The organism is Cronobacter universalis NCTC 9529, from assembly GCF_001277175.1.
GTDB classification, from domain to species: domain Bacteria; phylum Pseudomonadota; class Gammaproteobacteria; order Enterobacterales; family Enterobacteriaceae; genus Cronobacter; species Cronobacter universalis.
In genome coordinates this window covers 2,129,305-2,155,300 of record NZ_CP012257.1, presented here as the reverse complement: position 1 = coordinate 2,155,300, position 25,996 = coordinate 2,129,305, and the positions used below count along the sequence as shown (strand labels likewise).

24 protein-coding genes are annotated in these 25,996 nt (G+C 58.4%); 16 read left to right on the top strand and 8 right to left on the bottom strand.

What is annotated here, in order from left to right; all coding sequences use genetic code 11:
* Positions 1-2: 2 nt before the first annotated feature.
* Both AFK65_RS09965 and AFK65_RS09960 read right to left on the bottom strand, forming a co-directional pair.
* Positions 3-2,219: a type VI secretion system Vgr family protein gene (locus AFK65_RS09965; RefSeq protein WP_038857202.1), complete on the bottom strand. Its 2,217-nt coding sequence runs from the start codon at positions 2,217-2,219 to the stop codon at positions 3-5.
* A 424-nt stretch (positions 2,220-2,643) separates the two neighbouring features.
* Positions 2,644-3,585, bottom strand: a complete 942-nt coding sequence (locus tag AFK65_RS09960; RefSeq protein ID WP_038857205.1) for an AraC family transcriptional regulator — start codon at positions 3,583-3,585, stop codon at positions 2,644-2,646.
* Positions 3,586-3,769: 184 nt separating this feature from the next.
* On the opposite strand from AFK65_RS09960, the gene AFK65_RS09955 reads away from it, so the two are divergent.
* The 5 genes from AFK65_RS09955 to AFK65_RS09935 all read left to right on the top strand — a co-directional run bounded on the left by AFK65_RS09955 (position 3,770) and on the right by AFK65_RS09935 (position 7,394).
* Positions 3,770-4,507 (top strand): SDR family oxidoreductase, encoded by a 738-nt coding sequence (locus AFK65_RS09955; protein WP_007697843.1) that lies wholly within the window; start codon positions 3,770-3,772, stop codon positions 4,505-4,507.
* Positions 4,508-4,661: 154 nt separating this feature from the next.
* A complete protein-coding gene (locus AFK65_RS09950) occupies positions 4,662-5,663 on the top strand; it encodes an alpha/beta fold hydrolase (RefSeq protein WP_007697840.1) in 1,002 nt (333 codons plus the stop codon).
* Between the two features lie 110 nt (positions 5,664-5,773).
* Positions 5,774-5,971 carry a hypothetical protein gene (locus tag AFK65_RS09945; protein WP_004384946.1) on the top strand — a complete coding sequence of 66 codons (198 nt, stop codon included), beginning with the start codon at positions 5,774-5,776 and terminating at the stop codon, positions 5,969-5,971.
* A gap of 1 nt (position 5,972) precedes the next feature.
* The gene (locus AFK65_RS09940; RefSeq protein WP_007697836.1) at positions 5,973-6,737 is read left to right on the top strand and encodes a hypothetical protein; all 765 of its coding nucleotides are present in this window, start codon (positions 5,973-5,975) and stop codon (positions 6,735-6,737) included.
* Between the two features lie 63 nt (positions 6,738-6,800).
* Positions 6,801-7,394, top strand: a complete 594-nt coding sequence (locus AFK65_RS09935; protein ID WP_007697829.1) for a flavin reductase family protein — start codon at positions 6,801-6,803, stop codon at positions 7,392-7,394.
* A 181-nt stretch (positions 7,395-7,575) separates the two neighbouring features.
* On the opposite strand, the gene AFK65_RS09930 is transcribed toward AFK65_RS09935, so the two are convergent.
* A complete protein-coding gene (locus AFK65_RS09930) occupies positions 7,576-7,968 on the bottom strand; it encodes a TfoX/Sxy family protein (protein WP_007697823.1) in 393 nt (130 codons plus the stop codon).
* 457 nt (positions 7,969-8,425) lie between these two features.
* Here AFK65_RS09930 and AFK65_RS09920 point away from each other — a divergent pair, with 457 nt between their 5' ends.
* A complete protein-coding gene (locus AFK65_RS09920; protein WP_038857207.1) occupies positions 8,426-9,190 on the top strand; it encodes an SDR family NAD(P)-dependent oxidoreductase in 765 nt (254 codons plus the stop codon).
* Between the two features lie 54 nt (positions 9,191-9,244).
* Here AFK65_RS09920 and AFK65_RS09915 read toward each other — a convergent pair whose 3' ends face one another.
* Complete coding sequence (locus tag AFK65_RS09915; RefSeq protein WP_007697818.1) at positions 9,245-10,330, bottom strand: NAD(P)-dependent alcohol dehydrogenase; 1,086 nt, start codon at positions 10,328-10,330, stop codon at positions 9,245-9,247.
* Between the two features lie 220 nt (positions 10,331-10,550).
* Positions 10,551-11,378 carry an arylamine N-acetyltransferase family protein gene (locus AFK65_RS09910; protein ID WP_007697815.1) on the bottom strand — a complete coding sequence of 276 codons (828 nt, stop codon included), beginning with the start codon at positions 11,376-11,378 and terminating at the stop codon, positions 10,551-10,553.
* 485 nt (positions 11,379-11,863) lie between these two features.
* Between AFK65_RS09910 and AFK65_RS09905 the strand changes: the two genes are divergently transcribed.
* Both AFK65_RS09905 and AFK65_RS09900 read left to right on the top strand, forming a co-directional pair.
* The gene (locus AFK65_RS09905; protein ID WP_007697813.1) at positions 11,864-12,373 is read left to right on the top strand and encodes a ferritin-like domain-containing protein; all 510 of its coding nucleotides are present in this window, start codon (positions 11,864-11,866) and stop codon (positions 12,371-12,373) included.
* A gap of 74 nt (positions 12,374-12,447) precedes the next feature.
* Positions 12,448-13,353, top strand: a complete 906-nt coding sequence (locus AFK65_RS09900; protein ID WP_007697810.1) for a manganese catalase family protein — start codon at positions 12,448-12,450, stop codon at positions 13,351-13,353.
* 46 nt (positions 13,354-13,399) lie between these two features.
* Here AFK65_RS09900 and pptA read toward each other — a convergent pair whose 3' ends face one another.
* Positions 13,400-13,630, bottom strand: a complete 231-nt coding sequence (gene pptA, locus AFK65_RS09895; RefSeq protein ID WP_007697807.1) for a tautomerase PptA — start codon at positions 13,628-13,630, stop codon at positions 13,400-13,402.
* 260 nt (positions 13,631-13,890) lie between these two features.
* On the opposite strand from pptA, the gene nfsB reads away from it, so the two are divergent.
* Positions 13,891-14,535: an oxygen-insensitive NAD(P)H nitroreductase gene (gene nfsB, locus AFK65_RS09890; protein ID WP_007697803.1), complete on the top strand. Its 645-nt coding sequence runs from the start codon at positions 13,891-13,893 to the stop codon at positions 14,533-14,535.
* 51 nt (positions 14,536-14,586) lie between these two features.
* On the opposite strand, the gene ampC is transcribed toward nfsB, so the two are convergent.
* Positions 14,587-15,714, bottom strand: coding sequence for a class C beta-lactamase (ampC, locus tag AFK65_RS09885; RefSeq protein WP_007697802.1), 1,128 nt, complete (start codon positions 15,712-15,714; stop codon positions 14,587-14,589).
* 351 nt (positions 15,715-16,065) lie between these two features.
* On the opposite strand from ampC, the gene ansP reads away from it, so the two are divergent.
* From ansP to AFK65_RS09855, 6 genes are all read left to right on the top strand, one after another.
* On the top strand, positions 16,066-17,523 hold the full coding sequence (ansP, locus tag AFK65_RS09880) for an L-asparagine permease (RefSeq protein WP_038857210.1): 1,458 nt from the start codon (positions 16,066-16,068) through the stop codon (positions 17,521-17,523).
* A gap of 122 nt (positions 17,524-17,645) precedes the next feature.
* Positions 17,646-18,692, top strand: a complete 1,047-nt coding sequence (locus AFK65_RS09875; RefSeq protein ID WP_007697795.1) for a DUF1176 domain-containing protein — start codon at positions 17,646-17,648, stop codon at positions 18,690-18,692.
* Between the two features lie 174 nt (positions 18,693-18,866).
* A complete protein-coding gene (locus AFK65_RS09870; RefSeq protein WP_038857211.1) occupies positions 18,867-19,865 on the top strand; it encodes an ABC transporter substrate-binding protein in 999 nt (332 codons plus the stop codon).
* Positions 19,866-19,893: 28 nt separating this feature from the next.
* Positions 19,894-20,778 carry a TauD/TfdA dioxygenase family protein gene (locus AFK65_RS09865; RefSeq protein WP_038857214.1) on the top strand — a complete coding sequence of 295 codons (885 nt, stop codon included), beginning with the start codon at positions 19,894-19,896 and terminating at the stop codon, positions 20,776-20,778.
* A gap of 11 nt (positions 20,779-20,789) precedes the next feature.
* Entirely contained in the window at positions 20,790-21,632 is an 843-nt protein-coding gene (locus AFK65_RS09860; protein WP_038857215.1) for an ABC transporter ATP-binding protein, read from the top strand.
* Complete coding sequence (locus tag AFK65_RS09855; RefSeq protein WP_007697789.1) at positions 21,592-22,458, top strand: ABC transporter permease; 867 nt, start codon at positions 21,592-21,594, stop codon at positions 22,456-22,458. The genes AFK65_RS09860 and AFK65_RS09855 overlap by 41 nt, the downstream gene beginning before the upstream one ends.
* Before the next feature lie 31 nt (positions 22,459-22,489).
* Here the strand turns inward: AFK65_RS09855 and yncE are convergent, their stop codons facing one another.
* Entirely contained in the window at positions 22,490-23,548 is a 1,059-nt protein-coding gene (yncE, locus tag AFK65_RS09850) for a 7-bladed beta-propeller protein YncE (RefSeq protein ID WP_038857217.1), read from the bottom strand.
* Positions 23,549-23,824: 276 nt separating this feature from the next.
* Between yncE and pqqU the strand changes: the two genes are divergently transcribed.
* The gene (gene pqqU, locus AFK65_RS09845) at positions 23,825-25,939 is read left to right on the top strand and encodes a TonB-dependent receptor PqqU (RefSeq protein ID WP_038857219.1); all 2,115 of its coding nucleotides are present in this window, start codon (positions 23,825-23,827) and stop codon (positions 25,937-25,939) included.
* Positions 25,940-25,996 lie beyond the last annotated feature (57 nt).

The window sequence follows — 25,996 nt, the reverse complement described above, 5'->3', positions numbered from 1 at the left end:
TGTCAGGCGTTAAGCTCGATTTTCTTGCCGTTGACCATGACGCCTGCGGCATTAATGGTGATGCTGGCGCCGCCGGCGGTTATCTCTATGCTGCCGTTGCTGATAAGAATGCCGCTCTCGCCGACGTTTATCTGGAACGTGGTGGTGGCGCTGTCGGCGACGCTCCCCTCGGTAAAGCGCGTATCGCCGCCGGTGATGGTGAGCGTGCGCCCGGCGCCGATGGACACCACCTGTTTCTGGCTCACCACGCGGTTTTCATTGTTGTTCACCGTGACATCGCGGTTGCCGGTGACGTTCAGCGTCTGGTTGCCCGTCACCGCGACGGTGCGGTTCTGCTGCACCTGCACTTTTTCATTGCCGTTGACGGTGCGCGTGCGATCCTGATTCACCGTCAGCGTCTGATTGCCGTCGACGATGCCGGTCTGGTTGCTTTTCACCGTCGCCGTGTGGTTGCCGGTGATGGTTTCATCGCGGTTCTGTTCGACGCTCAGGGTTTCATTGCCTTTGACGGTTTCGGTGCGGTGCTGGTTGACCGTCGTGGTTTCACTGCCCTGAATGGTTTTGGTGCGGTTCTGGCCCACCGTCACCGTTTCGTTGCCGTCCACGGTGCGAGTCCGGTTTTGCTTGATATGGCTGGTTTCGTCTTTACCGACGGTTTTGGTGCGGTTGCTGCCGACCGAGTGCGTTTCATCCTGCTCCACTTCGGTATCCATATTGCGCTCGGCATGCAGCCAGAACTGCTCCTGGCCCGGTTTATCCTCAAAGCGCAGGGCGTTGGCGTTATCGGGCGATCCGTCTTTGGATCGGCTCATAAAGCCCATCTGCGTGGCGGCGGCGGGCAGCTCCCACGGCGGCATCCGCGCCTCGTTATAGACGCGTCCGATGATAATTGGCCGGTCCGGCTCGCCGTTGATGAAATCGACCACCACTTCATCGCCCACGCGCGGGATCTGAATGCCGCCAAACCCCTGGCCCGCCCAGGCGCTGGAGACCCGCACCCAGCAGGAGCTGTTTTCGTCGCCCTGGCTGAAGCGATCCCAGTGGAATTTCACCTTCACGCGGCCATAGCGATCCGTCCAGATTGATTCGCCCTTCGGCCCCACCACGCGGGCGGTTTGCGGGCCGTAGGTGCGCGGCCACGGCGTGACGAGCGCCGGACGAAACGGCGTTTGCGCCGGGATCACCGTGAAATCGATCCGCTGGCGGCCTTCGCCCAGCCCGCCGGAGGTATAGGGGTTTTCTTCGAATTCATACTCTGCGCCGACAACCAGCCAGTCGGCGTTATCCGCCACATGCGGCGCTTTGCTAAGCCGGAAGGTGTGCCCCGGCGCGATGCCGCTGGCGGTGCCGGAGCCGCGCGTTTGCTGCTGCTGCGCCTGCCAGGCCTGCTGGCGAATGCGGGCGTAGGCTTCGCCGTCGCCATGCTCCACAAAGCGGCCCGGCCAGTCGTACACATCGATTTTGCCGGGGCTTGGCGACACCGGGTTTTGCATCGTCTGCAACATCCACGCGTGCGGCTTGCGAAAATCGTAGTCGTCGGTGCTGTAGAGGCCGGGCGTCACCACATGGCTTGCGGTGAGCTGGCTCACGCCCTCTTCTTTTACCACGCCGCCGCCGCTGGTGGCGTGCCAGGCGATAACTTCGTAACCGGGAAACGGTTCAGCGCGGGTGTAGTCATCCATCAGCACCAGAGTGTGGCCGTCTTTGTCATGGCGAAACAGATAGCTGATGCCCTCAAGCTCCAGCAGGCGGCTGATGAAATCGAAGCTGCTTTCGGCGTACTGCACGCAGTAATCCCACTGCCGGTAGCTGCGGGTAAGCTGGTCTTCGAATTTGACGTTGTGCTCAGAAAAGAGCGTTTTGACGATATCGGGCACGCGCTGCTGCTGGAAGATACGGAAATTGCGATCGCGCGTCATCGGCCAGAGATCAGGCTCCAGGGTCAGCTGGTAAACGGCGTAACGCTTGCTGTCGATCTCCTCGCTGCGCACCGCGACGGCGGTGATATTGCCGGTCAGGTAGCGTGGGTTCAGCGTCTGGGTCGGGATCGTGACGGTCATCGGCTGGCCGAGCAGTTGCTGACGATCCAGCGTGAAATCGTCGCTCAGCAGATCGACGTTAAAGCGAAACGGCGACGAGAGTTTTTCTTCGCCCTTCAGCGCCCAGAATAACAGCGAGCCGGGCGCGCCCGGCGATGTCGCGGTAATACGGTTAACCATGACGACGCCCCTTGACGTTATCCATCAGAATGTCCGCATGACAAAATCTGGTTAATCGCATGGTGATATTCCCGTAATGGCGCGCCAGCGCGTCTCCTGTTTTCAGACGAAAAAGGAAAGCATACGCGTGAAATAATCGGTATCGGCTGGTGAAGATATCATCATAATATCGGCAATAGCGTGGCCGCCAAGTGGGAATATTCCCATTCGGCGCGGCCTGCGCGCAAAGCGAGAGGCGCGTCACAGGGCGCCGTGGAATAAAAGAAAGCAAAAAGAATGAAACCGGTAACGCGGGTAATTAATGCATTTCGCGTCATTTAAACCGGCACGCTAAATATATTCTCCGTTTATTGTCTGCATTAAATGACATATTTACGCTGTAAATCCGCACCTGAAAATATAGGCGTAAATAATTCCCGGACCGTTAATGATTCGCCGTCATCGCCTCAAACTGCGTGGGCGGCAGCAGCGCGAACGACTGTTTCATTTCACGGGTTTCCGCCCCCGGCGTGCGGCCAAACAGACGGCGAAACTCCCGGTTAAACTGCGACGGGCTTTCATAGCCGACGCGCAACGCGGCGGTGGCGGCGCTCAGATTGTCACGGATCATCATTAGCCGCGCCTGGTGCAGCCGCACCGCTTTGATGTACTGCACCGGCGAATTGCGGGTCACCGCTTTGAAGTGCGCGTGAAAGGCGGGCGCGCTCATGCCGGCTTCGGCGGCGAGCGTCGCGACATCGAGCCGCCCGGCGTAGTCGGCGTGAATGCGTTGCAAGACGCGGGAGATACGGCTGAATTTGCCGAAGCTTGCCAACGCCGCGCGGATCGCGCCGCCCTGCTCGCCAATCAGTACGCGGTAGTAAAGCTCTTTGACAATGGCCGGGCCGAGAATATGCGCCTCCTGCGGGTCGCTCAGGGCGCGCAGCAGCCGCAGCGTGGTATCGGCAAGCGGCGCGTCGAGCGGCGTCGAGAGGATGCCTTCCGGCGGCGAGGCGCCCGCCCCCCGTTCGCCGTCGAGCGCCAGCACCAGTTCGGCGATAACCGTCATCTCCAGCCGCACCGCCACGGCCAGCAGCGGCTCCTGCGGCGTGGCGTCGGTTTCGGTTGAGAACGGCAGCGGCACCGAGAGCACCAGATAATGACTGGCGTTATAGGTGTAGATCTTATCGGCGAGATAACCGCGCTTGCAGCCCTGGCAGACAATCACGATACACGGCTCATAGAGTACTGGTGTGCGTGGCAGCGCGCGGTTGGAGCGCATAAAGCGCACGGCATCGAGTTGTGAGCGGGTGTAGCCCTCCTGCGGGGCCAGCTGTTCCAGCAGTTGAATGGTTTCACGCTGTACTGGCGGCATCGGTATGGTCATTGCGGCGCTCCGTCATATTTTCCTGCAATGATTGTGGCACGTTGCGCGCAAAGCTTCACCAGGGGTAATAGGATCAGGCAATACAGCGAGAGGAATGGCGCTATTGAGACGAGTGCTGCGGGCGTAGGCTTTATGCATACGGCACCGGCAGCCCGCCGGGCCTTCTTGTGAAGGAGTAAGCACCATGACGATGACCGAAGAACGCAAAGTTATCCTGCTCACTGGCGCCAGCAGCGGGATCGGCGAAGCGACGGCGCGCCTGCTGGCCGCCCAGGGCTACCGTTTACTGATTGGCGCGCGCCGCACCGACCGTCTCGCGGCGCTGTGCGAGGAACTGCGCTTTAACGGCGCGCAGATAGATTACGCGGCGCTGGACGTGACGAAACTCGACAGCATGGAAGCCTTTGTGCAGACGGCGCTGGATAAATATGGCCAGGTTGACGCCTTCATTAATAACGCGGGCGTGATGCCGCTCTCGCCGCTGGCCTCGCTGAAAGTGGACGAGTGGAATCAGATGCTCGATGTCAACGTGCGCGGCGTGCTGCACGGCATCGCCGCCGTGTTGCCGGTGATGCAGGCGCGCAATCGCGGGCAAATTATTAATATCGCCTCTATCGGCGCGTATCGTGTCTCCCCGACCGCCGCCGTGTACTGCGCCACCAAATACGCGGTGCGCGCGATAACCGACGGGCTGCGCCAGGAAAATGAAACGATCCGCGTGACGTTAATCAGCCCCGGCGTCGTGGAATCGGAACTGGCGACGCATATCACGGATGAAACCGCCCGTGTGGCGATGGACGATTTCCGCCGCATCGCGCTGCCCGCCGATGCCATTGCGCGCGCCATCGCCTACGCCATCGAACAGCCCGATAACGTCGACGTGAGCGAAATCGTGGTGCGTCCGACGGCCAGCCCGCATTAAGACATTCTATTCTCTTCAACCATGCCGGGTTCGTCCCGGCTTTTTGCCTCTGTACGCCCTTTGCATTTTTTTACAGGCCCGTTTCCCCGGCGCGGCGCGGTCGTTGGCTATAGTCAACAACGTTTGCTGATGAAACCGTTAAGGAGAACCGCCTGTGTCATTACGCTTATCCAGCGCGGCGCTGCTCTACGCCCTCGCAGCGCCTGCGCTCGCCGAAACGCCCGCTTACGGCCCGGAACTTGAAGGCTTCGATTACGGCTGGCCGGTGGCGCGCTTTAGTTTTGAATCCCAGCGCCAGCCGATGCAGATGGCGTATATCGACGTTAAACCGGATAAACCCAACGGCCGCACCGTGGTGCTGATGCACGGCAAAAATTTCTGCGCCGGCACCTGGGATACGACGCTTCGCACGCTGCGCGACGCCGGGTATCGCGTTATCGCGCCGGATCAGATTGGCTTTTGCAAATCCACCAAACCCGAGCGCTACCAGTACAGCTTTCAGCAGCTGGCGCAGAATACCCACGCGCTGCTGGAAAAACTCGGCGTGAAAAAGGCGACCGTTATTGGTCACTCCACCGGCGGGATGCTGGCGACGCGCTACGCGCTGATGTACCCGGATGAAACAGAACAGCTGGTGATGATTAACCCGATTGGCCTGGAAGACTGGAAAGCGAAAGGCGTGCCGGCGCAGTCGGTGGACGCGTGGTATCAGCGCGAGCTAAAAACCAGCGCGCAAAGTATCCGCAAGTATGAACAGAACACCTATTACGCCGGACAGTGGAAACCGGAGTATGACCGCTGGGTCACGATGCTGGCCGGGATGTATCAGGGCGCGGGCAAAGAGAAGGTGGCGTGGAACTCCGCGCTGCTCTACGACATGATCTATACCCAGCCGGTGGTGTATGAATTCGGGCTGCTGAAAATGCCGACGCTGCTGCTGATTGGCAATAAAGACACGACCGCGCCAGGCAAAGACGCCGCGCCGGCAGGGGTGCAGAAGACGCTTGGCGACTATCCGGCGCTGGGTAAGGCGGCGGCGCGCGCCATTCCCCACGCGACGCTCGTCACCTTTGACGATCTCGGTCATGCGCCGCAAATCCAGGCGCCCGAGCGGCTGCATAAGGCGCTGCTGGATGGCCTGAACACGCTCAAATAATCCACAGCCCGCCCCGCAGGCGGGCTTTATTCATCAGATAAACCCGTAAAACCCCTTTCTTTCTCCCTGCCTTCACCAGGCTTTCTATACTGTTGGCCGGGAGGTTTTACATGCTAAGAATATTTCGCTCGCTTTTTACCAGCCCGGAAAAGCTGGTTCATGCCGTTCATCCGGCGCATATCCAGGATGCGATTGACGAAGGAGAACGCATTATCATCGATGAGGATGGCAACGCCTCGGTTAATGTGGAGTGTCTTGCCGTTCAGGAAGATTTCGCCCGTCACGTTGAAATGCTGAAGAGGGCTTAAGATGGGAACGGCGATATTTATGGTGCTGATGGTCTGCGGCTACTGGTATACCAGCCGCGATCTCTCCACCCGTTTTAAATTTATGCGCACCTCCGGGTGGGATGTCTATTTCCTGGTCGCGCTTTACGGCTGTATTTTCGTGTTGCAGGGCATTATCGCCACCGGCCTGCTGTGGCTGGCGCTGCTTGGCGTCTCAAGCCTGCTGAACGCGTTTCCGGCGTGGTCCGGCAGCGACGACTATCACTACCAGATGGCGTTTATGAACTGGAGCTTTCTCGGCATCCAGGCGCCGGTAGTGCTGATGCTGGGCTTCGCCATTCTGTTTTGTCTCTACCGCGCGAACTGGTCGCCGACGGCGAAGCTTGATAACAGCGGCCGCCGCTCGCTCTACCGCACGCTGTCACGCGCGAACGGCATCGAAGGGCTGCTCTATGAGTGTATGGAAGAGGGCGAGCTCATCTGGATTACCATGAAATCCCAGCGCGTTTATATCGGGATGATCCACAGCGCGACCTTCGACAGCACCCGCAGCGATATCAGCAATCTGGTGTTAATACCCATGCTGAGCGGCTATCGCGATCGCGAAACGCTGGATTTGCGCGTCGAGCATAACTACAGCGCCTGGTATGACAGCCATGACATTACCCTTCAGGCCGGGGAGAAATCAGCGCTGGCCTACCGCAAGGTCATTCTGCTCAATCAGATTGAGAGCCTGTCGCTGTTCGATCCGGCGCAGTCTCTCGCGCTCGGCATGCGCGACACGTAGCGCAAAATCGTTCGCGGGCGGGTGTGTTACCCTGCCCGCTTACGTCAACACAGGGTAATGCATATGAATGACAGCCACTCTTTTATAGCGCCGGTCCCGCTGGAAAAAGCGTACCGGTTAATCAATCATGGGCCGACGGTGCTGGTTTCCGCCCGTCATGACGGCGTGGAAAACGTAATGGCCGCCGCCTGGGCCTGCGGGCTGGATTTTATGCCGCCGAAAGTGACGGTGGTTATCGATAAAATCGCCCGCACCCGCGACCTGCTGGAGCGCAGCGGCACTTTTGTGTTGCAGGTGCCGACCGTCGCGCAGCGTGAAATGACGTATGAGTTAGGCACGCTGAGCCTGCATAACGAGCCGGAAAAACTGAAACTCGCCGGTGCGGAATTGTTCAGGATGGAGGGCGTCGAGGCGCCGCTGGTTGCGGGCTGTTCCGCGTGGCTCGCCTGCGAATTGATTCCCGAGCCGCATAATCAACAACAATACGATCTGTTTATCGGCCAGGTGACCGCCGCCTGGGCGGATACGCGCGTCTTTCACGATGGACGCTGGCATTTCGAGACGGCGCCGCCGGAACTGCGCAGCCTCCACCATGTGGCAGGCGGGCATTTCTACGCCATCGGCGAGGCCTTTGCCCGCCCCGGCAGCGAGATTTAAACGCCCTTCTTTCCCTTGGTAAAGCCAGCCCGCCTGGCTTTTTTTATGGCTGTTTTCCACGCGCCGCCCTGATTTTCTCCGTCTTTTTCATACTGCCAGACTTTTTACGGCGCTGACCTCACAGGATATTCATTGGATCGTTATTAGTATGTTGTAACTAAAATAGTCGTTTATCGTTCGATTAAGCCATTTTCCCACTTTTACGCGATGTTTTACGTGGCTTTTTTACCGGCGCGCGCATGGCGGCGGCAAGCCCTTCGTGCGCCCAGCGTACAAACGCCTGGTTATCCTCCACCAGCTCCTCCGCGATGCGGTAATAACCGAGCGTCACTTCCTGCTGGCCACCGCTGCGCCGGGTGGTGATATAGGTAAAAGGCGGAAAGCCTTCAGCGATAAACCGTTCGCGGTTCTGATCGTCGGCTTTGATATAAAGCTGCGCGTCGCCGTCCACCAGCGCAAACATCCGCCCCGCCTGGAACAGCGCCACGCAGCCAAACATGCGGCGGGTCTGCACCTCACCGAGGGGCGCCAGCTGGTCCAGCAGGAAAGTTACATACTCACGGGAAACGCTCATTGCTCTCCTCCTCCCGGTTTACGGGTATGGAAATTAACGCCAGCTTAAAAAGGCCGGGATTGAAATTAAGATCAACTTAATCTGCAACGATCCTTAAAAGTGACAGGGTTGATATCTCCGCAACCCGCAGGATCGAACGGGATCGCCGCTCAGGATATTTTTTGTTCACTTTGCACATGTTATCCACAGGCAAGCGGAGCCGCACAATAATATCTCTATGATAAATGAGTAACCTTTTGATAAGCAAAGTTAAAGTGCCACAACCTGCCCCCTTCTTAATTTGCGGCGCGAAAGTTTGGGTTACGTCACATTTTTTCATGACTTTTTATTTAAGCGAAAACAGGCAGTTACGTATATTCTCGCCGTCCCGACTTGCTAAGCGCGCAATGAATGCCAGAGTTAACAAGGACTTGATGATTAAGCACAGCATTGTGCCAGACACTGGAAAGGAGGATGTATGAACCGTTTTCAAGAAAAAGTCGTGGTCGTGACGGGTGCGGGATCAGGGATTGGCGCCGCGGCGGCGCGCCGGTTTGCCCGTGAAGGCGCAAGCGTCGTGCTGGTTGGCCGCACCAAAGAGAAACTCGATAAAGTGGCGGCGACGCTTGCGCAAGGTAAACATCTGGTCGCGCCCTGCGACGTTTCTGACGCCGCGCAGGTACAGGCGCTTGCACAGCGCGTCACCGATGAGTTTGGTCGCGTTGACGTAGTTGTGAACAACGCCGGCGTGATTGTGCAGGGCAAAATTCATGAGATTACGCTTGAGGACTGGGAAACGCTGATGGGCACCGATCTCAACGGCGTCTTCTATTGTCTGCATGCGTTTATGCCGGGCCTGCTGAAGACCAAAGGCAACGTCATTAATATTTCGTCCGTCTCGGGGCTTGGCGGCGACTGGGGCATGAGCGTCTATAACGCGGCGAAAGGCGCGGTCACGAACTTTACCCGATCGCTGGCGATGGATTACGGCGCTGACGGCGTGCGCGTAAATGCCATCTGTCCGGGCTTTACCTTTACCGACCTGACGGAAGATACAAAGCAGGATGACGCGCTGCTGCAAAAATTCTATGAGCGTATCCCGATGAAGCGTGCGGGCGAGCCGGAAGATATCGCCGATGCGATTGCGTTTCTCGCGAGCGACGACGCGCGTTATATCACTGGCGTGAATCTGCCGGTGGATGGCGGCCTGACGGCGTCGAACGGCCAGCCGAAACAGGCGTAATAAAAAAGCGGGCCCTCAGGCCCGCTGTTGCTTTCTGCATGTAAACCGAGCGCGTTACGCGGCCGTGACCGGCGCCAGACGCGCGCCCTGCTGGAGCGACGCCATATCAATGACAAAGCGATATTTCACGTCGCTCTTCAGCATCCTCTCCCACGCTTCATTGATTTCCTGAATGTTGATCACTTCCACATCGGCAGCGATATTGTGCTTCGCGCAGAAGTCGAGCATCTCCTGCGTCTCGGCGATACCGCCAATGCAGGAGCCCGCCACGCTACGCCGCCCCATAATCATCGGCACCGTATTGACCGCAGGCTGCACTTCCCCGAGCAGGCCGACAAAAACCAGCGTGCCGTCGATTTTAAGCGTGGACAGATACGGGTTGATGTCATGCGCGTAAGGCACGGTGTCTATTATCAAATCGAAATGCCCGGCGACCTGCTGCATCTGGCTTTGTTCTTCAGAGAGCACCACATGATGCGCGCCGAGGCGGCGGGCGTCCTCTTCTTTACCCGGTGAGCGGGTGAACAGCGTGACATCCGCACCGAGCGCATGGGCAAGCTTGATAGCCATATGCCCGAGACCGCCAAGACCAACCACGGCGACACGGCTGCCTTTGCCGACATTCCAGTGGCGCAACGGCGACCAGGTGGTTATCCCGGCGCAGAGCAGCGGCGCGGCGCCTTTGAGATCTAATCCTTCCGGGAGACGCAGTACAAAATCCTGCGAGGCGAGAATAATTTGTGAATAGCCGCCAAACGTCAGTTCGCCGTCGTGACGATCAATGCCGTTATAGGTCTGGATGCAGCCTTCGAGACAGTATTGTTCAAGCCCTTCGCGACAGGGAGGACAACTGCGACACGAATCGACCATACAGCCGATGCCCGCAAGATCGCCGGGTTTGAATTTTTTCACGTCGCTGCCGACGGCCGTAACGCGGCCAATAATTTCATGACCCGGCACTATGGGATACTGGCTGAAGCCCCAGTCGTCACGCGCCTGATGGAGATCGGAATGGCAGACCCCGCAATAGAGGATTTCAAGGACGACATCGTCGGGGCGCGGCGCGCGGCGGGTAAATTCAAAAGGCGCCAGCGGCGCTTCGGGGCTCTGCGCGGCATAGCCCAGCACTTTCATGGTCATTATTGTCTCCGGTTACGCGTATCAGCGGTGTTTACTTCTTATACTGCGCATCGGCGACTTTTGCCAGGCGCCGGGCGGCGCCGGTTAGGGTGGGTTTGGTAGAGCGGAGCGCTAACCTGTTGAAATTGTTATTGCCGCTCCCCTCCCCCGCCGTCTGCGGATTATTCTGCTTTCGGAAAATCCACCACGGTGTTGATTAGCCTGGCCAGCGTGACTGGCATCAGTCCTCAGGGTTATCGCGGCGCAACTGCGCCATCATCGCGCAGAACGCCTCGCGGGTAACGCCGTGTACCGGATGATCAAAGCGCATGCCGAAATCGCGTTGCAGGCAGTCATACACCGCGCCGTCATCCGCCAGCGTCTGGCGATCGCCATTGATGGTCAGATGCTGGTTCAGCAGTTTTAACGGTTTCTCTCCTGGCGGATGCAGCGCCGCCAGCAAATGATGGCGGAAATGGGAATCAGGCCAGTGGGCGATGAAGTGGTTGGCCATCAGGTAATCTGCCGGATACTGACGCGCCTGGTCAAAGCGGTAGAGCGCATGCCAGTCGTCACCCTCCTCTTTCATCAGCAGAAATTCACTCTGCCGGCTCTCAATACGAAATCGTCCTTCGGGGCCGGTTATCTCCGCGCCATGTGAGAGCGGGATCGGCGCGCTGAGCGTCGCGCCGCCAAAGCCGACGTCAGCAATCCACGGCGTGTCGTCAATCATCACCTGCACCAGCCGGTGGGTACGCGGCGGCATGTCGTCGGGGTGAGCAATTAATACCCGCGCGGCAAGCGCCTCTACGGCGAATCCGCACTCCGCCAGCGCCCTGGCGAACAGCGCATTCTGCTCAAAGCAGTAGCCGCCCCGGCCCGCCTCCACCAGCTTGATGAAAATCGCGTCGTCATCAAGCAGGATCTCGCGCCCTAACAGCACATCGAGATTTTCAAAGGGAATGGCGGCGGTGTGATGCCGGTGCAACGCGCCGAGCGTCTCGAGCGTCGGGCGCGTCTCGCCGGTATAGCCGATACGGGAGAAGTAATCCTGTCGTCTGAATGCCATGAGGTGTTCCTTAATCTGCGTCCTTAGCCTGTCTGATGATAGCTGCTTTCCGGTAAAGCGACGTGGCATGGCGTGTTCAGGTAATTGAATCTCAATCGAATCAGCGAGAACCCGAACTCCTCTGCCACGGGATTCCACATTTATCGCCGCCACCCGGAGCACCTATTTACCGTTTCGCTTAAAGCAGCCATGCGATGTTATTTTCTTTTATGTAAATGCAATGTAAAAATAAAATTCAAATGCAATTATATGTTTATTGAAGTTATACAATCACTCGCGTTTCGTACATATTTTCAACGCAAGTGAATAATTATTATCCAGTTAATTTAACTTAGGATTACTCTCAAAAAATAGAATATCCCGGATTACCGCTCCCTTTTTGAAATATCTGCTACGCTTTTTAGTGCGTATCAAATTTATAAATTCTGTAGAGGACGCATAAATATTTCTTTACAGGTAACTGTATATTTCGGAAGAGGTGATTTATGACGACATACGAAGAAAATTATCATGACTGGCTGCGTGACGCTCATGCGATGGAGAAACAAGCGGAACAGATGCTGGAGTCAATGGCCTCCCGTATTGAGCACTATCCTGACCTCAAATCACGTCTTGAGCAGCATCTGGAAGAGACGCGCCACCAGCAGCAACTGATTAATTCTGTTATTGAAAGAAATAACGTTTCGACCTCTGTCGTAAAAGACACCATGAGCAAAATGACGGCGATGGGCCAGGCGGTAGGCGGCATGTTCTCCTCTGATGAGGTCGTAAAAGGCGCTATCAGCGGTTATGTTTTCGAACAGTTCGAAATCGCCTGCTACACATCATTGATTGCTGCGGCAAAAGCCGTCGGCGATGAACAGGGTGTGGTGGTATTTAAACAAATCCTTGAACAGGAAATTGCGATGGCGGAATGGTGCCTGAACCATTTACCGGATGTTACTCAGCAATTCCTTAATCGCGCAGCCGCACCTGGCGTCGAAGCGAAAAAATAAATTCTTGATTAATTTGCCTGCCTCTTTTCTGGCAGGCACAAATTGAGTGTTGTCGTGTAAAACAGGAGAACCTGATGTTCCGACATGTAAAACAATTGCAATATACGGTCCGCGTCGCGGCACCGAACCCGGGGCTGGCAAATCTGTTGCTGGAACAATTTGGGGGTCCGCAGGGCGAACTCGCCGCCGCCACCCGCTACTTCACCCAGGGTCTGGGAGATGAAGATCCGGCACGTAAAGAAATGCTGATGGACATCGCCACAGAAGAACTGAGCCATCTGGAAATTATCGGTTCCCTTGTGGGGATGCTCAACAAAGGCGCTAAGGGTGACCTGGCCGAAGCCACCGAAGCCGAAGGCGAAATTTATCGCTCCATTACCGGCGCAGGTAACGACAGCCACCTGACCCAGGTCCTCTACGGAGGCGGGCCGCCGCTGACTAACTCCGCAGGCGTACCCTGGACTGCCGCGTATATCGATACGATCGGCGAAGTCACGGCGGATCTGCGCTCGAACATCGCCGCGGAAGCGCGCGCCAAGATTATCTATGAGCGACTGATCAACCTGACGGACGATCCGGGCGTGAAAGACGCGCTGGGCTTCCTGATGACCCGCGAAGTCGCGCATATGCTTTCGTTTGAGAAAGCGCTCTACTCTATTCGTAATAACTTCCCGCCGGGCAAACTGCCGCCGGTGGAACAGTACACGAATGTTTACTACAACATGTCCAAAGGTGACGACCTGCGCGGCAGCTGGAACAGCGACGAAAACTTCGAGTACGTCGCCGATCCGCAGCCGGCAGTTAATGGAGGCGACGGTATGATTGATATCCAGCTTTCGCCGGAACAGCAGGCGAGCGTACTGACTATGGCACAGCGTCTGCAGTCCGATCCGGGCATCAACCCGGTGACCGGCGCGGAAATGGGCGCATCTGTGCCCCCGGTTGAACGTCAGTCGAAAAAGCCGGTTGAGAAAAAATAACCGGCCTTAAAAAGAAAACCCTGCTCAGGCAGGGTTTTTTTATGGCTTACATCTCATAGCCCGGTTTGCGCGCCAGCGTGTCGAGCTGCGGCCCAATCTCCGTATCCCATACCTTGCTTTTCCACTGCTCCGGCTGCACTTCGTTGAGCGCCACGGAAACGGAACTCTCTTTGCTTTGCAGATGCTTAACAATTACCTGAGTCAGTTCGTCGGCCAGCGCCTGCTGTTGCGCGTCGCTCAGATCGCGCGGGAAGAATTTCACATCGATATGCGGCATAACGGTTCCTTAAACGTGAACGGCCTTTCATCATGCCCCAAAGCCGCCGGGTTAATCACCTTTTTTAACGAAGGCGGCACGCTTAATTTGTGACGTTGTCACACCTTTTGGCATTTTTTGCCGTCAAGCTGCCTCGCCCGTGGCCGCAGGTTTTTCTGCCGTCGGGTTTAGGCTACTATCCTTTCCCTTAATGAAGATAACAATGGTGTAACCTGCCCGCGACTGTCACTCACGGCGCGGCATTCAACCGGGAAACGTTTATGAACCTTAATGAAATCATTCGCACTCGCCATACCAGCAAAGCCTATGACAGCAGCCGCAAGCTGACTGCCGAACAGCAGCAGGAACTGCTGGATCTGCTGCGCTTCAGCCCCTCTTCCGTTAACTCCCAGCCGTGGCACTTCTTTGCCGTCACTACCGAGGAAGGCAAGGCGCAGATCCTGCCGGCCCTGATGGACGCCAACCAGGTGAAGGCGAAGAACGCCGCCATGACCGTGGTCTTCACCATTAAAGAAGAGCTGAACGAAGCGCACCTGCTGCAGCTGCTGGAAAAAGAGCAGCAGGATGGCCGTTACGACAGTGAAGAAGCGCGCGCCGGTAACGATAAAGGCCGCCGCTTTTTTGTGGGCCTGAACAGCGAAACGCCGGAGCAGCAGCGCGAATGGATGACCCGCCAGGCCTATCTGGCGCTTGGTTTCCTGCTGCTGGGCGCGGCCGCGATGGGTCTTGACGCGACGCCTATCGAAGGTTTCCACCCGGAGAAAATGGACGAGCTGCTGGGGCTGAAGGAAAAAGGCCTGCGCAGCGTGGTGGTGGCGACCATCGGTTATCGCAGCGATGCGGATTTCAACGCCAAACTGCCGAAATCCCGCCTGGACCAGGATGTGGTGATCACGCAGCTCTGAGCGCGATAATTCACAACAAGGCCGCCCACGGGCGGCCTTTTTTATGCGCCACTACTTATCAAGCGCCTGAATAATCGCATACGCCGCTCTGACGCGGTCGTCATTCGGGAACCACTTGTTGGCGAGCATAATCAGCGCAATACGCTTTTCAGGAATAAACACCGCATAAGTGGAAAAGCCGTTGGTCGAGCCGGTTTTGTTATACCACGCCGCCTGCGGCGCGGACTGCGGCGGCATGATTGCGGTGGCCGTAAGCCCCTTCATGATGCGCTGGCTGCTGTTGCCTTCAACGAGGCGCGAGAGCGGCGACGGCCACGGATAATATTCCCACATCAATCCCTGCGTGAATTCTCCGCTGCGGTAATAACCGTTGTGCGTGGCGTTAATCGCCTGACGCCAGCCCGGCGCGACCTCCTGCTCGCCAAGCTGAATTTGCAGATAACGCAGCAGATCGGCGCTGCCGGATTTCAGCCCGTAGGCTTCAGCATCCAGCGGGCCGGGCGTCACCCGCACCGGTTTGTCGTCTTTGTTGTAGCCCTGCGCGTAGTCGCCCATAGCTGCTTCCGGCACGTTGATAAAGGTGTGCGTCATGCCGAAATCCGTGAGCAGCCCCTGCTCCATCGCCTCGCTGAACGGCTTATCCAGCGCCTTCGCGGTAATCATCCCGAGCAGGCCGATCCCGAGATTCGAGTAGACGCGCTCAGTCCCCACCGGCTGCGCAGGTTGCCAGGCGCGATACCAGTCCATCAGCTGCGCGGTGTTTTTCACCGCATCCGGCACAAACAGCGGCGTTCCCGACGTGTGCGTGGCGAGATTCAGCAGCGTAACGTGGTCGAACGCGCTGCCCTTGAGCGCCGGCAGATACTGGCGGGCGGGCGCGCTGAAATCGAGTTTGCCATCCTGTTGCGCCTTGCTCGCGAGCGTGGCGGTAAAGGTCTTACTGAGCGAGCCGATTTCGAAAAGCGTTTTTTCATCCACTGGCTTACGCGTCGCTTTTGACGCCACGCCGTAATGCCAAAAATGCGTTTCGCCATTGACCGAAACCGCCACCGCCATCCCCGGGATCTGGTAGCGCGCCATTAGCGGCTTGACCACCGCATCCGGCGGCGCGACGGGCGCGGCCTGCGCATGGCCCGCAAGAAATAACATGATTAACAACGCACTGACCTGGCTTTTCATCGGCTCTCCTCGCCTCATTCACCGCACACAAAACGCCATTATCCGTATTTTATGGGAAAAATCGCCATGCCAGAGGGCGTTCTCTCGCCGGATTTGGGTTACCGCGCATACAACAACCCTGAGACTATTACGGGCTAATCCGTTCTGGCTCACACCCTTACTGGTAGGCTTTGCGAAGTCAACTATTTGCGGTTAGGATGCTGCGCCATGTTTTGTCTTATCCGCACAACATAATCACAGGAAAGACGAACATTTGCCGTACAAAAAACCAGCGCAGGCAAACGTTTGGTTGGTATACGGCGGTCGGTTATTTTGGCTCGTTCAGGTTCAGACAGGACTACAGGAAAACCAATGAAAACAACGAAGCAAAACGCGGCTGAGCATCGCGCCGCGAAACGACGCTGGTTGAACTCTCATGAAGAGGGTTATCACAAAGCGATGGGCAATCGTCAGGTGCAGATGATCGCCATCGGCGGCGCTATCGGCACCGGTCTGTTTTTGGGTGCGGGCGCGCGCCTCCAGGCGGCCGGGCCGTCGCTGGCGGTGGTGTATCTGGTGTGCGGCATCTTCTCTTTCTTCATCCTCCGCGCGCTGGGCGAACTGGTGCTCCACCGTCCGTCGAGCGGCAGCTTTGTCTCTTACGCCCGTGAGTTTCTCGGCGAAAAAGCCTCCTACGTGGCGGGCTGGATGTATTTCGTTAACTGGGCGATGACCGGTATTGTCGATATCACCGCAGTGGCGCTCTATATGCACTACTGGGGCGCGTTCGGCGATGTGCCGCAATGGGTTTTTGCGCTCGGCGCGCTGGCGATTGTCGGCACCATGAACCTGATTGGCGTGAAATGGTTCGCCGAAATGGAGTTCTGGTTCGCGCTTATCAAAGTGCTGGCCATTGTAGTGTTCCTGGTGGTGGGCGTGGTGTTTCTCGGCACCGGTAAACCGCTGGACGGCAACGCCACCGGCTTCCATCTGATCACCGATAACGGCGGCCTGTTCCCGCATGGCCTGCTGCCTGCGCTGGTGCTGGTTCAGGGCGTGGTCTTCGCCTTTGCGTCTATCGAGCTGGTCGGCACCGCCGCGGGCGAATGTAAAGACCCGCAGACGATGGTGCCGAAGGCGATTAACAGCGTTATCTGGCGTATTGGTCTGTTCTACGTCGGCTCCGTGGTGCTGCTGGTGCTGCTGCTGCCGTGGAATGCCTACCAGGCGGGCCAGAGCCCGTTCGTCACCTTCTTCTCGAAGCTTGGCGTGCCCTATATCGGCGACATCATGAACATGGTGGTGCTGACCGCGGCGCTCTCCAGCCTGAACTCCGGCCTCTATTCCACCGGCCGTATTCTGCGCTCCATGTCGATGGGCGGCTCCGCGCCGAAGTTTATGTCGAAGATGAGCAAATCCCAGGTGCCGTTCGCGGGCATTCTGGTGACCGTGTGCGTCTATATCGTCGGCGTGTTCCTGAACTATCTGGTGCCGTCGCAGGTGTTTGAGATTGTCCTCAACGTTGCATCTATCGGCATCATCTCTTCATGGGCGTTTATCGTGGTCTGCCAGATGCGTCTGCGCAAAGCCATCAAAGAAGGCAAAGCGGACGATGTCTCCTTCAAGCTGCCGGGCGCGCCGTTCACCTCCTGGCTGACGCTGCTGTTCCTGGCCGCCGTCGTCGTACTGATGGCGTTCGACTACCCGAACGGCACCTTTACCGTGGCCTCCATCCCGGTTCTCGCGCTCCTGCTCATTGCGGGCTGGTTTGGCGTGCGTAAACGCGTGGCGGAGATCCACAGCACTGCGCCGCAACCGCATCAGGATTAAAGCGTGTGTTGTGAAAAGGAGCCGCAAGGCTCCTTTTTTTATGCGTACTATTACTGGTAGCTTGCCCGAAACGCCGTAGCGCTTCACGCTATGACGCTGCACTACGTCTACAAGGAACCGTTATGAAATCTGCAACCCTGCGCGCGCTGGCCCTGGCGCCGCTCTGTGTGGCGCTGAGCGCCGCCGCCGTGATGCCCCAGCGCCCCGCTTTCAACCATAAAGACTGGGGCATGGTCTGCGATAACACCGGCACCTGCCGTGTGGATGCCTACGAGGCCGATGAAGGCACCGGCGGCTCGCTGCTGCTGACGCGCAAGGCCGGGCCGGACGCACCAATCACCGCCATGATTCGCCTGGGCGATATGGATGATGACGTCAAACCCTCAAAGGGTCCGATGCGCCTGGAGATTGACGGAAAAAATCTCGGTACGCTGACGGAAAACCGCAAAGAAGAAACCTGGCAGCTTAATGAAGCGCAGACCGCCGCCGTGATTAAGGCCGTGAAAGGCAAAGGCGGCGTGGTATTTACCTCGGACAATCGCCGCTTCGCGCTCTCCGCGGCGGGCGCCAGCGCCGTGCTGCTGAAGATGGATGACGTGCAGGGCCGTATCGGCACGCCAGGCGCCATCATGAAAAAAGGCGATAAGCCGGAAAGCGCGGTGCCGGCCCCGGTCCCCGCCCCGGTTATCCACGCGGCCGCCGTCAGCGATGCGCAGCCGACCACGCTCACCGGCGCGGCGCTCGCCACGCTGCTGCCGCGTCTTGAAGCGACTAAACTCGACGGCGACAGCTGCGACGGGCTCACGGATGAAACCCTGCGTAACGAGCCGGTCACCGTCACGCCGTTAAGCGACGGCAAAGCGCTGATCTCGGCGACCTGCTGGCGCGCGGCCTATAACGAAGGCAACGGCTACTGGGTCATTGACGACGCGCTGAAGGGCAAGCCGACGCTGGTGACGCTTATCGGCAGTGACTACGACAAAGGCGTTATCACCTCCGTTCAGCGCGGGCGCGGCATCGGCGACTGCATGGGCATCGCCAGCTGGACCTGGGACGGCAAGGCGTTTGTACAGAGCGACGACTATGGCACCGGCGATTGCCGGCTTATTCGGTCGGGCGGCGCATGGGAGATGCCGACGCTGGTCACGCAGGTCATTCCGGCGAAATAACCAGAGCGGGCTGCGGCCCGCTTTTTTTATTTCCGGCAAAGCTTCGCTAAAAAAAGCATTTATTTATTCGCGCTAAGTTATTCCAATAAACACTTTTCATTTTTAATCCCGCCCCTGCACGATAAAAGCCAGAACGATATATCACCCTTCACTTTTATTATTAGCGGGATAGTCATGAAAAAACTCACGGGGCGCGCCTGGCTGGGACTGGCGTTAATGTCGGCTGCCGGACTGGCGCAGGCTGAAGGCAATATCAGTATCGCGCAGCAGTTCGGCATCGGTTATTTACTGCTGGATGTGGTGCGCGACCAGCAGCTTATCGAAAAAGAAGGCAAAAAAGAGGGGCTCGATATCAAGGTGGAGTGGCGCACGCTCTCCGGCGCCACCGCCATGAACGAGGCGCTGCTCTCCGGCGCGCTGGACGTCGCCTCGGCGGGCGTGCCGCCGCTCCTCACGCTCTGGGATCGCACCAAAGGCCGCCAGAACGTTAAGGCCATCGCGTCGCTCGGCTCGATGCCCAATTATCTGCTGAGTAATAATCCGGCTGTCAAAAGCGTTCGCGATCTCACCGATAAAGACCGCATCGCCGTACCGGCGGCTGGCGTGGGCTTTCAGTCCCGCACGCTGCAAATCGAAACCGCCCGGGTTTATGGCAACAGCGACTATAAGCGCTTTGATAAACTCAGCGTGAGCCTGCCGCACCCGGACGCCAGCGCGGCGCTTATCGCCGGGAAGTCTGAAATCACCGCGCACTTCTCAAGCCCGCCGTTTCAGTATCAGGCGCTGGAGCACAGCAACGTGCATAAGATCCTGAGCTCCTACGACGTGCTGGGCGGCCCGGCCACTTTCAATGTGCTCTACACCACCCAGAAATTCCACGACGACAACCCGAAAACCTACCGCGCGTTTTACCGCGCCCTGAGCGAGGCGGCAAAAATTATTAACGCCGATAAAAAAGCGGCGGCCGCGGCCTATATCCGCACCGAAAAATCGCGTCTGCCGCAAGCGTTAGTCGAAAAAATCGTGAATGACCCGGAAATTGAATTCACCGTCTCGCCGCAACGCACCTTTATTTATGCCGAAAAGCTGCATGAGCTTGGCGTATTAAAAAATAAAGCCGACAGCTGGAAAGAGTATTTCTTTAACGAAGCCTGGGAAAACCCCGGCAGTTAATTCACCTGCGACGATAAAGGAAAAACCGATGACCACAACGCTCAACGCCGCGCCGGTTGCCGCGCAGCCGTTTACCATTACGCCCTTTGCGCGCCTCGGCGCGGAAATTACCGGGCTGGATCTGCGCCAGCCCGTGAATAACGCCGACTTTGCGCGCATCCATCAGGCGCATCTCGACCATCACGTCGTGGTGTTCCGCGACCAGAAGATCACGCCGCGTCAGCAGATCGATTTCAGCCGCCGCTTCGGGCCGCTGCAAATCCATGTGCTGAAGCAGTTTCTGTTGCCTGGCCACCCGGAAATTCTCATCGTCTCGAACATTATTGAGAACGGTCAGCCGATTGGGCTTGGCGACGCCGGTAAATTCTGGCACTCGGATCTTTCATACAAAACGCTGCCGAGTCTCGGCTCCATGCTCTATGCGCAGGAGCTGCCGGAGGAAGGCGGCGACACGCTGTTCGCCGATATGGAGCTGGCGTACGAAACGCTCCCCGACGACCTGAAGCGCGTTATTGAGGGCAGAAAAGCGGTGCACTCCTACACGGCCACCTACAGCCGCCCGAAATTCGGCAGCCACTGGCGACCGCAATTAACGGAACAGCAGCTGGCCGAGGTGCAGGCGGTGTCGCATCCGGTGGTGCGCACCCACCCGGAAACCGGGCGCAAGGCGCTGTTTGTCAGCGAAGGGTTCACCACGCATATCGAAGGGCTGCCGGAGACGGAGAGCCGCGACATTCTGGAGGCGCTCTGGGCCCATAGCGTGCGCCCGGAGCATATCTACCGCCACCAGTGGCAACCGGGCGATATGGTGTTCTGGGATAACCGTTCGCTGATTCATCTCGCGACCGGCTGCCCGGCGCACCTGCGCCGCAAACTCTACCGCACCACCATCGAAGGCGACGCGCCATTTTAACGGAGGCAGTCATGCTGAATGCACAGACCGACGGCCCGCTGCTGCGTCTCGACGCGCTGAGCCTGGAGTACCGCACCCGTGACAGCCGCGTTCGCGCGGCGCATGAGGTCTCTTTTGACGTCTGGCCCGGCGACCGGTTCATCCTGCTTGGCCCGTCGGGCTGCGGCAAATCGAGCCTGCTGAAAGCCATTGGCGGCTTTCTCACGCCCGTGAGCGGTGCCATTCGCCTTGAAGGTGACGTTGTCACGAAGCCTGGCCCGGAGCGCATGATGGTGTTTCAGGAATTTGACCAGCTGCCGCCCTGGAAAACGGTGCTGGAGAACGTCATGTTCCCGCTGGTGGCGAGCCGTCAGGCCAGCAAAGCCGAGGCGCGCGAGCGCGCCTTGCACTTTCTGAATAAAGTGGGGCTTGCCGCCTTTGCCGACGCGCTGCCGCATATGCTCTCCGGCGGCATGAAACAGCGCGTGGCGATTGCCCGCGCGCTGGCGATGAAGCCGAAAATCCTGCTGATGGATGAGCCGTTCGCGGCGCTGGACGCCCTGACGCGCCGCCATATGCAGGAAGAGCTGCTGGAACTCTGGGAGGACGCCGGCTTTACGCTGCTCTTCGTGACCCACTCCATAGAAGAAGCGCTGATGGTCGGCAGTCGTATTCTGGTGCTCTCGCCGCATCCGGGCCAGGTGCGCGCCGAGATCAACTGCCACCAGTTTGGCATGAATGACGCTGCAAGCCCGGCGTTTGCGCAGGCCGCTCGCCACATTCACGACCTGTTATTCCCCGTTAATGCCACCCAACCGGCGAAGGAGACCCGCTATGGCGCCGCTGCCCCCCGTCCGTCCCGAGTATCAGCGTGAAACCGCGCTGCCCGGCGCGCTGCCGCTGGACACGCCGCTGCCGCTCACCACCCGGCTGTGGAACCAGACCTGGGTACGCAAAATGCTGCTGGTCATTTTGCTGCTCGCCCTCTGGGAAGGCGTGGCGCGGATCCAGAATAACGATCTGATGCTGCCGGGGTTCTGGCAAACGCTGCGCGCCTTCAGCGAAGATATGCACAGCGGCGAGCTGCCGGCGAAAATCATTAACTCGCTTGGCACGCTGTTAAAAGGCTACGCCATTGGCAGCGTGCTGGCGCTGGTGTTCAGCGCGCTGGCGATTTCCACACGGCTGGGGCGGGATCTGCTCAGCACGCTGACCGCGATGCTTAATCCGCTGCCCGCCATTGCTCTGCTGCCGCTGGCGCTGCTCTGGTTCGGCCTCGGCCAGGGGAGCCTGATTTTCGTGCTGGTGCACTCGGTGATGTGGCCGATTGCGCTCAATACGTGGTCGGGGTTTCAGAGCGTGCCGGAAACCCTGCGAATGGCCGGGCGAAACTACGGGCTGAGCGGTCCGCGGCTGGTGCTCAACATCTTGATCCCGGCGGCGCTGCCGTCGATTATCTCCGGGCTGAAAATTGGCTGGGCGTTCGCCTGGCGCACGCTTATCGCCGCCGAACTGGTGTTTGGCGCCTCCAGCGGCGACGGCGGGCTGGGCTGGTATATTTTCCAGAACCGTAACGAGCTGTTTACCGACCGGGTCTTCGCCGGGCTGGCGACCGTGATTATCATCGGGCTGTTGGTGGAAGGTCTGGTGTTCGCCACGCTGGAAAAAGCGACCGTGCGGCGCTGGGGCATGCAGCGTTAAAAAAAGCCCCGCACACAGGCGGGGCCATTTTTTACAGGGCGATGCGGATGACGTCATCCGGGCTGGTGGCTTCCTGCTGGCGGCTGGAAGCCTGCTTCACCGTAACAAACAGCGTTTTGCCGTCCGGCGAGAGCGCCAGGCTGTTCGGGTGTACCGGCGTTTTAATACTTTTAGTGACAGTGTAACCTTTGGCGTCAATCACGCTGACGCTGCCCGCCTCGCGGTGCGTCACATAGACTTCGTCGCGCGCCGGGTTGAACAGCACCGCGAGCGCGTTCGGCACTTCTACGGTTTTTATCAGATCCCCGGTGCGGGTATCGACCACCCTCAGCTGCGGCTGTTTTGAATCCGCCACAAACGCGCGATGGTTAGCGGTATCCAGACTCAGGTTAATAAAGAAGTGCTCTTTATCGTCGTCGGCGAGCTTTTTGCGCGACAGGATTTTATTGGTCGCGGTATCGATGGTAATAAACTCGCCATCGGCATTGGTGGTGTACAGACGCTTCGCCGCGGCGTCGAGCGCGAGCCCCGCGCTGTATTTACCAAGGCCCGTAATGCTCGCGCGGTGTTTCACCGTCTCGCCATCCACCACCCAGATCTCGCTCTCGTTACCAATGCCGCCGATATAAACGGTATTGGTGTTTTCATCGACCACCAGCTCGCGCGGCTGCAACGGCTTCACGCTTTCTGAACGCACGCACCCGTCCAGCACCAGACGCCCTTTCACGTCGCCGGTTTTCGCGTCCACCGCCGTCACCGCGCCATTCACCGTATTACCGAACCACAGCGTGTTGGTTTTGGTGTTAATCGCGGCGCCAAAGGGTTTGAGATCGTTATGAATCACCTGGGTGACATCCAGCGTCGTCGGGTCGAGGCGGTAAATCACGCCGCCTTTATCGAGCTTACGGCTCTGGGACGTGGCGACGAACAGCGCCTGCTCCGCCGGGCTGTAGGCCATTTCATACGCGCCTTTGCCGACCGGCTTGCGCAGCAGCTCATCGGTCGCCTGTGTGGTGAACGTCGCAAACGTACCGGCGATAAACAGCGCGCCAAGCAGCGCGCGCGGCATGGAGAGGTGACGTAACGGCATAAGAACTCCCTTTTAAACAAACAGAATGGGTTGCATCACACTGGAACCAAAAGCAAAACGTTGCCCGATCGAGCCGTGGCGTTTTATTATGGATGAGAATAATAATCATTATTTTCGCGAAGGGAAGCCTTTTTACGGCTCGCGAAATGACAGGAGGCCGCTACACTTGCCAGAGTTAACGCAACGTGCCGTTAAGTTTTTCAAAAATTTACACAACGTTTAATATTACCTCACAGATTTTATTGATTTTGTTACTTCCGGGACTTCGTAAACCGCATGAAAATCTCCCGCGCTGTCTATGCGCCCTTCGCTTTTCTGCTGCCTGTCGCCTTCTCGCACGCCCAGGCCGCCACTGGTGAACAAACCATGATCGTGACCGCCGCGCCCGGCGGGATCTCCGAGCTTGATACGCCCGCGTCCGTCAGCGTCGTCAACGGCGACGATCTGCGCCACGCCGCGCCGCAGGTAAACCTCTCTGAAAACCTGGGCAGCGTGCCGGGCCTGCAAATTCAGAACCGGCAGAACTTCGCCCAGGATTTGCAGCTCTCGATGCGCGGCTTTGGTTCCCGCTCCACCTACGGCGTGCGCGGCATTCGTATGTATGTCGACGGCATTCCGGCGACGATGCCGGATGGCCAGGGCTACACCTCGAATTTCGATCTCAACAGCATTGAGAGCATCGACGTGCTGCGCGGGCCATTCTCGGCGCTCTACGGCAACGCCTCCGGCGGCGTGATTAATGTGCAAACCGAAACGGGCGAGCAGCCGCCGAAAATCGAAGCGGGCACCTTTTACGGCAGCTACGGCAGCGTGCGCTACGGCCTGAAAGCGTCCAGCGCGACCGGCGACGGCACCCAGGCGGGCGATGTCGATTACACGGTTTCCACCACCCGCTTCACGACTCACGGCTATCGCGACCACAGCGGCGCGCGTAAAAACCTCGCTAACGCGAAGCTCGGCGTGCGGCTTGACGAGGCCAGCAAGCTGACGCTGCTTTTTAATAGTGTGGATATCAACGCCAACGATCCGGGCGGCCTGACCCGCGAGGAGTGGCGTGAAAACCCGCGCCAGTCGCCGCGCGGCGATGAATTCAACACTCGTAAAACCACGAAGCAGACCCAGGCGGGCCTGCGCTACGAGCGCGCGCTGACGGAGAATGACGATATCAGCGTAATGGCGTACGCGGGCGAGCGCGAAACCACGCAGTTTCAGTCGTTCAAACAGGGCTTCCAGGCGGCGTCCACCAACCCCGGCGGCGTTATCGACCTCACCCGCCACTATCAGGGCATCGACAGCCGCTGGACGCACCGCGACGCGCTGCTCAGCCTGCCGGTGAGCTTCACGCTCGGCCTTGATTACGAAAATATGAGCGAAGACCGCAAAGGCTTTGAAAACTACCGCCTGGTCAACGGCGCGCCGCAGTATGGCGAGAAAGGCAACCTGCGCCGCAACGAGCGCAATCTGATGTGGAACGTCGATCCGTATCTGCAAACCACCTGGCAGCTTACCGATAAACTGAGCCTCGACGCGGGCGTGCGCTACAGCAACATCTGGTTCGACTCGAACGATTTTTACGTGGTGCCGGGCAACGGCGACGACAGCGGCGAGGCCAATTATCACAAGTGGCTGCCGGCAGGCTCGCTGAAATATGCGCTGACCGACGCCTGGAACGTCTATGCCTCTTATGGACGCGGGTTTGAAACGCCGACCATCAACGAGCTCTCTTACCGCTCCGGCGGTGAGAGCGGGCTTAACTTCGCGCTTAAGCCGTCAACCAGCGATACGGTGGAGATCGGCAGCAAAACGCGCATCGGCAATGGCCTGCTGACCGCCGCGCTGTTCCGTACCGATACCGACAACGAAATTGTGGTGGATCAGAGTGTGGGCAGCGGGCGCAGCAGCTATAAAAACGCCGGAAAAACCCGCCGTCAGGGCGTCGAGCTGGCGCTTGACCAGCAGTTCGGCGACGCGTGGAAGCTGAAAGCGGCATGGACATACCTTGACGCCACCTACCGCACCAATGTCTGCCGCGCCGGCGACTGTAACGGCAACCGGATGCCGGGCATCGCGCGCAATATGCTCTACACCTCGTTCGGCTACGAGCCGGAAACCGGCTGGTACGCGGGCGGCGATGTGCGCTATATGAGCAGCATCATGGCTAATGACGCCAATACCGACAAAGCGCCGTCTTACACAACGGTTGGCCTAAATACCGGCTATAAATTCCAGCGCGGCGACTGGCTGCTGGATGTGTTTGGCCGCGTCGATAACCTGTTTGATAAATCGTATGTCGGATCGGTCATCGTTAACGAATCCAACGGCCGCTACTACGAGCCTGCGCCGGGCCGCAATTATGGCGTCGGCGCGAGCGTCAGCTACCGCTTCGAGTAACGCTTTCGCGAGCTTTCAGCGGCGACGCAACAAAAAAACGGGCTTCACAGCCCGTTT

What these genes read in the sequence shown, in the direction of transcription:
- AFK65_RS09965 (WP_038857202.1), bottom strand. Translation starts at nt 2,219, where the DNA reads ATGGTTAACCGTATTACCGCGACATCGCCGGGCGCGCCCGGCTCGCTG.
- AFK65_RS09960 (WP_038857205.1), bottom strand. Translation starts at nt 3,585, where the DNA reads ATGACCATACCGATGCCGCCAGTACAGCGTGAAACCATTCAACTGCTG.
- AFK65_RS09955 (WP_007697843.1), top strand. Translation starts at nt 3,770, where the DNA reads ATGACGATGACCGAAGAACGCAAAGTTATCCTGCTCACTGGCGCCAGC.
- AFK65_RS09945 (WP_004384946.1), top strand. Translation starts at nt 5,774, where the DNA reads ATGCTAAGAATATTTCGCTCGCTTTTTACCAGCCCGGAAAAGCTGGTT.
- AFK65_RS09940 (WP_007697836.1), top strand. Translation starts at nt 5,973, where the DNA reads ATGGGAACGGCGATATTTATGGTGCTGATGGTCTGCGGCTACTGGTAT.
- AFK65_RS09935 (WP_007697829.1), top strand. Translation starts at nt 6,801, where the DNA reads ATGAATGACAGCCACTCTTTTATAGCGCCGGTCCCGCTGGAAAAAGCG.
- AFK65_RS09930 (WP_007697823.1), bottom strand. Translation starts at nt 7,968, where the DNA reads ATGAGCGTTTCCCGTGAGTATGTAACTTTCCTGCTGGACCAGCTGGCG.
- AFK65_RS09920 (WP_038857207.1), top strand. Translation starts at nt 8,426, where the DNA reads ATGAACCGTTTTCAAGAAAAAGTCGTGGTCGTGACGGGTGCGGGATCA.
- AFK65_RS09915 (WP_007697818.1), bottom strand. Translation starts at nt 10,330, where the DNA reads ATGACCATGAAAGTGCTGGGCTATGCCGCGCAGAGCCCCGAAGCGCCG.
- AFK65_RS09910 (WP_007697815.1), bottom strand. Translation starts at nt 11,378, where the DNA reads ATGGCATTCAGACGACAGGATTACTTCTCCCGTATCGGCTATACCGGC.
- AFK65_RS09905 (WP_007697813.1), top strand. Translation starts at nt 11,864, where the DNA reads ATGACGACATACGAAGAAAATTATCATGACTGGCTGCGTGACGCTCAT.
- AFK65_RS09900 (WP_007697810.1), top strand. Translation starts at nt 12,448, where the DNA reads ATGTTCCGACATGTAAAACAATTGCAATATACGGTCCGCGTCGCGGCA.
- pptA (WP_007697807.1), bottom strand. Translation starts at nt 13,630, where the DNA reads ATGCCGCATATCGATGTGAAATTCTTCCCGCGCGATCTGAGCGACGCG.
- nfsB (WP_007697803.1), top strand. Translation starts at nt 13,891, where the DNA reads ATGAACCTTAATGAAATCATTCGCACTCGCCATACCAGCAAAGCCTAT.
- ampC (WP_007697802.1), bottom strand. Translation starts at nt 15,714, where the DNA reads ATGAAAAGCCAGGTCAGTGCGTTGTTAATCATGTTATTTCTTGCGGGC.
- ansP (WP_038857210.1), top strand. Translation starts at nt 16,066, where the DNA reads ATGAAAACAACGAAGCAAAACGCGGCTGAGCATCGCGCCGCGAAACGA.
- AFK65_RS09875 (WP_007697795.1), top strand. Translation starts at nt 17,646, where the DNA reads ATGAAATCTGCAACCCTGCGCGCGCTGGCCCTGGCGCCGCTCTGTGTG.
- AFK65_RS09870 (WP_038857211.1), top strand. Translation starts at nt 18,867, where the DNA reads ATGAAAAAACTCACGGGGCGCGCCTGGCTGGGACTGGCGTTAATGTCG.
- AFK65_RS09865 (WP_038857214.1), top strand. Translation starts at nt 19,894, where the DNA reads ATGACCACAACGCTCAACGCCGCGCCGGTTGCCGCGCAGCCGTTTACC.
- AFK65_RS09860 (WP_038857215.1), top strand. Translation starts at nt 20,790, where the DNA reads ATGCTGAATGCACAGACCGACGGCCCGCTGCTGCGTCTCGACGCGCTG.
- AFK65_RS09855 (WP_007697789.1), top strand. Translation starts at nt 21,592, where the DNA reads ATGGCGCCGCTGCCCCCCGTCCGTCCCGAGTATCAGCGTGAAACCGCG.
- yncE (WP_038857217.1), bottom strand. Translation starts at nt 23,548, where the DNA reads ATGCCGTTACGTCACCTCTCCATGCCGCGCGCGCTGCTTGGCGCGCTG.
- pqqU (WP_038857219.1), top strand. Translation starts at nt 23,825, where the DNA reads ATGAAAATCTCCCGCGCTGTCTATGCGCCCTTCGCTTTTCTGCTGCCT.